General features: G+C 63.7%; 1 protein-coding gene. It reads left to right on the forward strand.

The window, feature by feature from the left end:
• The coding region (locus A7D21_RS33605) for a non-ribosomal peptide synthetase (protein WP_141718320.1) at positions 1 to 5,909 on the forward strand (5,909 nt) is incomplete at its 5' end.
• Positions 5,910 to 5,989 lie beyond the last annotated feature (80 nt).

Consider the following 5,989-nt stretch of genomic DNA (forward strand, 5'->3'; position numbering starts at 1 on the left):
TTGAAGCCCGTCTGCGTGAGCAGGACAGCGTCGGTGAAACCGTGGTGGTGGCGCAGGAAGGGCCGACCGGCAAGCAACTGGTAGCGTATGTGGTGCCGTTGCACCCGGCGATGATCGACGATGCCGTGGCCCAAGCGAACGGCCGTGAGGCGCTGCGCCGCGCCTTGAAAACCCGCCTGCCGGACTACATGGTGCCCACGCATTTCATGTTTCTGGCGCGCATGCCGCTCACGCCCAATGGCAAGCTGGATCGCAAAGGCCTGCCGCTGCCGGACGTGAGCTTGATGCAGCAGGTGTATGTTGCGCCACACAGTGAATTGGAGCAGAAAATCGCCGCGATCTGGTCCGACGTGCTGCGCCTGCCGCGCGTAGGGCTGCATGACAACTTCTTTGAACTGGGCGGCGACTCGATTATTTCGATTCAGGTCGTCAGCCGTGCCCGCCAAGTCGGTGTGCGGTTCACGCCCAAGGACCTGTTCCAACACCAGACGGTCCAGAGCCTGGCGGCCGTCGCCCGCGAAGGCGAGGGCACCGTGCTGCTGGATCAGTCGGCGCTGACTGGCGAGCTGCTGCTGCTGCCCATTCAGCATGCGTTTTTTGCCGATGACATCCCGGCGCGGGAGCACTGGAACCAGTCCGTGGTGCTGCAACCGCACCAACGCCTGGAGGTGCCTGTGCTGGCGGCGGCGCTACAGGCCTTGATTGTGCACCATGACGCCCTGCGCACCGGGTTTGTCCAGGGTGTGAATGGCTGGGCGGCGGCGTATCGAAGTGCCGAACATCATCAGGCCGAACAGGTGCTGTGGCAGACCACCCTCACAACGCTCGCAGAGCTTGAAGCCTTGGGCGAGGAAGCCCAGCGCAGCCTCGACCTGAGTCAAGGCCCGTTGCTGCGTGCGGTGTTGGTGGGCATGGCCGATGGCTCACAGCGTTTGTTGCTGGTGATCCATCACTTGGTGGTGGACGGTGTGTCCTGGCGCATCCTCCTCGAGGACCTGCAAACCGCCTACCGTCAAATTGCCCAAGGCGCAGCGGTGGTGTTGCCCGCCAAGACCAGCTCCACGCGCGCGTGGGCCGAGCGGCTGCAAGCCTACGCCGGCAGCCCCGCGCTGGCGCAGGAATTGGCGTGGTGGCAGACGCAGTTACACGGCAGCCGCGCCGGTTTGCCCGGCGCCGACCCGCAGGCCAGCCTGAGCAACCGCCATGCACTGAGTGTGACGACCCAGTTGGACCCAGGGTTTACCCGTCGCTTGTTGCAGGACGCTCCCAGTGCTTACCGAACACAGATCAACGACCTGCTGCTGACGGCCCTGGCGCGTGTCATTGTGCGCTGGACCGGTGACGCGTCGATGTTGATCCGGCTGGAAGGCCACGGCCGTGAGGACCTGTTCGATGAGATCGACCTGACCCGCACCGTCGGTTGGTTTACCAGCCTCTATCCCGTGCAGCTGGCGCCGACCGATTCCCTGGCGGGCTCCCTCAAGCAGATCAAGGAGCAACTGCGCGCCGTACCGGAAAAAGGCCTCGGCTTTGGTGCCTTGCGTTACCTGGGCGATGCCGAGGCGCAACAGGCGTTGAGTGCCTTGCCGCGACCACGTATCACGTTCAACTACCTGGGGCAGTTTGACGGCAGTTTCGAGGGCGGCGAACAGGAAGGCTTGTTCGCGCCTTCCGGTGACGCCAGTGGTGCCGAGCAAAGCCTTGACGCACCGCTGGGCAACTGGCTGGAAATCAACGGCCAGGTCTACGCCGGCGAACTGAAGTTGAACTGGAGTTTCAGCCAGGCAATGTTTGCGCAAGCGACCGTGCAGCAGTTGGCGGATGACTACGCGGTGGAGCTCAAGGCGTTGATCGAGCATTGCTGCGCCGCCGCCAACCAAGGTGTCACGCCGTCGGACTTCCCGCTGGCGCGCTTGTCTCAAGGCCAGCTGGATGCGCTGCCACTGACATTCTCCGAGGTGGAAGACCTGTATCCGTTGTCACCGATGCAGCAAGGCATGTTGTTCCAGTCGTTGTACGGCGAAGGGTCGGGCGACTACATCAACCAAATGCGCATCGATGTGGACGGCCTGGATGTCCCGCGTTTCCACCAGGCCTGGCAGGCGGCTGTCGACCGGCATGAGATTCTGCGCAGTGGTTTCCTCTGGCAGACCGATGCAGAGCAACCGTTGCAGGTGGTTTACAAGCAGCGGCGCATGCCGCTTGAGGCGCTCGATTGGACGGACCGCGCGGATTGCCCTGCGGCCCTCGACGCCCTGGCCGAGTCGGCGCGTGCCCAGGGTTTTGTACTGGAGCAGGCGCCGCTGCTGAGCCTGTCGGTCATACGCACAGGCGTGTCGAGTTATCACCTGATCTACACCAACCACCACATCCTGATGGACGGTTGGAGTGGTTCGCAGTTGTTCGGCGAGGTATTGCAACACTATGCCGGCGAGCCGCTGGCTGCGCCGACGGGGCGCTATCGCGATTACATCGCCTGGTTGCAGGCGCAGAACAAAGCCGTCAGCGAAACCTTCTGGAAAGACCAGTTGCTCAACCTGCAGGCGCCTACGCGCCTGGCATATGGCGTGGCGAATGAGGCACCGACGGCACTGGTGGCCAACGGTGAGCATCGCCTGAGCTTTGATGCCGCGCAGACCGAACGCCTCAAAGCGTTCGCGCAGAGCAACAAGGTCACGCTCAATACGTTGGTGCAGGCCGCCTGGTTATTGCTGCTGCACCATCACACCGGGCAGGCCACCGTCGCGTTCGGCGCCACCGTGGCGGGGCGGCCGGCCGAGCTGCGCGGTATCGAGCAGCAAGTCGGGTTGTTTATCAATACGCTGCCGGTGGTGGCCACGCCTGAGGCGCAGATGCCGGTCAGCCAGTGGCTGCAACACGTCCAGTCGCAGAATGTGCGCTTGCGTGAGCAAGAGCACACGCCGCTGTTCGAAATCCAGCGCTGGGCCGGCTTGGGCGGGGAGGCGCTGTTCGACAGCATCCTGGTGTTCGAGAACTACCCGGTGTCTGAGGCGTTGGAGCAGGGCGCACCGTCGGGTTTACGCTTTGGTGCGGTGCGCAGCCTGGAGCAGACACACTACCCGTTGACCGTGCTCCTGGGCATGGGCGATAGCCTGGGGCTTGAGTTCAACTACGATCGGCAGGCCTTCAGTGCTACGCATATCCAGCGCCTGGCCGAACACTTCCAGCAGCTGTTGAGTGCGCTGATTGTGGATGCCGACCAGCGCCTGGCCGCACTGCCTTCGGCGGCATTGGCCGAGCGCCAGACGCTGCAGGCCTGGAACGCCACGGCGCAACGCTACCCGCTGCACCAGGCTGTGCATCAGTTGATCGAGGCGCAGGTGGTGCGTACGCCAGACGCGACGGCCCTGGTGTTTGCCGGGCAGCACTTGAGTTACGCCGAGCTGAACCGTCGTGCGAACCGCCTGGCGCATCGCTTGATCGCGGCCGGTGTGGGGCCGGACGTGCTGGTGGGCCTGGCGGTGGAGCGCTCCATCGAGATGGTCGTCGGCCTGTTGGCCGTGCTCAAGGCCGGTGGCGCCTACGTGCCGCTGGACCCGGAATACCCGCGCGATCGACTCACCTACATGGTGCAGGACAGTGGCGTGAGGTGGCTGCTGACCCAGGCTCATCTGCTGGAGCAACTGCCGATCCCGGCGGGCATTCAACACCTGGTACTGGAGACCGGCGAGGCGTGGCTTGAGGGGTATAGCGCGCACAATCCTGACAGTGCTGTCGATGGCGAAAACCTGGCTTATGTGATCTACACCTCGGGCTCTACCGGGCAGCCGAAGGGGGCCGGTAATCGGCATTCGGCGCTCACCAATCGGCTCTGCTGGATGCAGCAGGCGTATGGCCTGGAGGCCAGCGACAGCGTGTTGCAGAAAACCCCGTTCAGCTTTGACGTGTCGGTGTGGGAGTTCTTCTGGCCGCTGATGAGCGGCGCGCGGCTGGTGGTCGCCGCGCCCGGGGAGCATCGCGATCCGGCGCGGTTGGTCAGCCTGATCAACGCCGAGCAGATCACCACGCTGCACTTCGTGCCGTCCATGTTGCAAGCGTTTTTGCAGGACGAGGCGGTAAGCGCCTGCCATAGCCTGCAACGCATTGTGTGCAGCGGTGAAGCATTGCCGGTGGATGCCCAGCAGCAGGTGTTTGCCAAGCTGCCCGGTGCGCGGTTGTACAACTTGTATGGGCCGACGGAAGCCGCCATTGATGTGACCCACTGGACCTGTGTTGATGAAGGGCAGGACGCCGTGCCGATTGGCCGACCCATTGCCAACCTGGGGTGTTATGTACTCGACAGCAACCTGGCGCCGGCACCGCTGGGCGTGCTGGGCGAGCTGTACCTTGGGGGCATCGGTCTGGCGCGGGGTTATCACCGTCGGCCGGCGCTGACCGCTGAGCGTTTTGTGCCTGACCCGCTCGGCAGCGGCGCACGCCTGTACCGCACCGGCGACCTGGCGCGCTATCGCGACGAGGGTGTGATCGAGTACGCCGGGCGCATCGACCATCAGGTCAAGCTGCGCGGGCTGCGGATCGAGTTGGGTGAAATCGAGGCACGTCTGCTGGAGCATGCTTGCGTGCGTGAAGCCGCCGTGCTGGCCGTGGACGGCACGCACCTGGTGGGTTACCTGGTGTTGCAGGAACCGTGTGCGGACTGGAAAGCCTTGCTCGGCGCTCACCTCGCGTCACAACTGCCGGATTACATGGTGCCCGCGCAATGGGTGGTGCTGACACAGATGCCGTTGAGCCCGAATGGCAAGCTCGATCGCAAAGCGCTGCCTAAGCCTGAAGCACAGGCTGCGCAGGCGTATCAGGCGCCGCAAAGCGACATTGAGCAGCAGGTCGCGGCGATTTGGAGCGAGGTGCTCGGTGTTGAGCGCGTCGGGCTGAACGACAACTTCTTTGAGTTGGGTGGCCATTCATTGCGCGTGCTGCTGCTCAAGGAGCGCATCAGGCAAGTCAGCGGGGTCAACCTGTCCGTCAGCCAGTTGATGCTCAACCCCACCGTGCGTGGCCAAGTCAATTGCGTGCAGGGCGAGGTGCGCAGCGAAGTGATCGTCAAGCTCAACAGCCAGACCCAAGGCACGCCGTTGTTCATGTTCCACCCAAGCTTCGGCTCGGTGCATTGCTACACCGCCATTGCCCTGGCACTCAGGGAGCAGCGGCCGGTGTTCGGCGTGATCTGCCGGGCGTTGGTGGAAGAGGGCGCCGCGGTGCCCGAGTGGCAGGCGATGGTTGACGATTACACCGCGCAACTGTTGAAAACTCAGCCACAGGGCGCCTATCGCCTGGCGGGTTGGTCGCTGGGTGGCAACCTGGCGATGGAAGTCGCCTACGCACTGGAGCAAGCCGGGCGTGAGGTTGAATTTGTCGGCTGGATTGATTCGGCCCCGCCGCAGTGGCTCACGCCTTATTGGGATGCGGTGGTGAGCGAGGATGATCGCGAGGTATCAGCCAATGAGCGCCGTGCGGCGTTGCTTGGAGCGATGTTCCCGGCGTTTGCCGAGCAGATTGAAGGGGCGTGGCAACAGTGTCGGCGTCAGGCTGCGGATGAAGCCGGGCAATGGCAGGCGTTTGTGGCCTGGGCCGAGCAGACCCTGGGTGAGGCGTTCACCGGCATCAAGGACGCGCTGCTGCGTGGTAATGACGCGCAGATTTCCTGGGAAGTTGACCGGGCATTGAGCGAGCGCATGACCGTGGCTGACTTCAAGCCGATCCAGGCGCCGGTCAGTTGCTGGTGGGCGTCATTGAGCCGCGCGGGGCACTTCAAGGCGCTGATCGAGCAGAACATGGCCGGGGTGATTGGCCAGGGGCGCATCGAGCGTTCGGTGATGATCGATACGGATCACGACGGGATCATCGACAGCGCCGCGTTCATCAACAGCCTGGTGGCGGCCATGGCATAAGGGGCGCCCGTACGCATAAACCCGGATCATTGATCCGGGTTTTTTTTGTGCGTGTTTTCAGGCCAGGCAGGCAAAAAAAA

Source organism: Pseudomonas sp. AP19, assembly GCF_001728855.1.
Taxonomy (GTDB): domain Bacteria; phylum Pseudomonadota; class Gammaproteobacteria; order Pseudomonadales; family Pseudomonadaceae; genus Aquipseudomonas; species Aquipseudomonas fluorescens.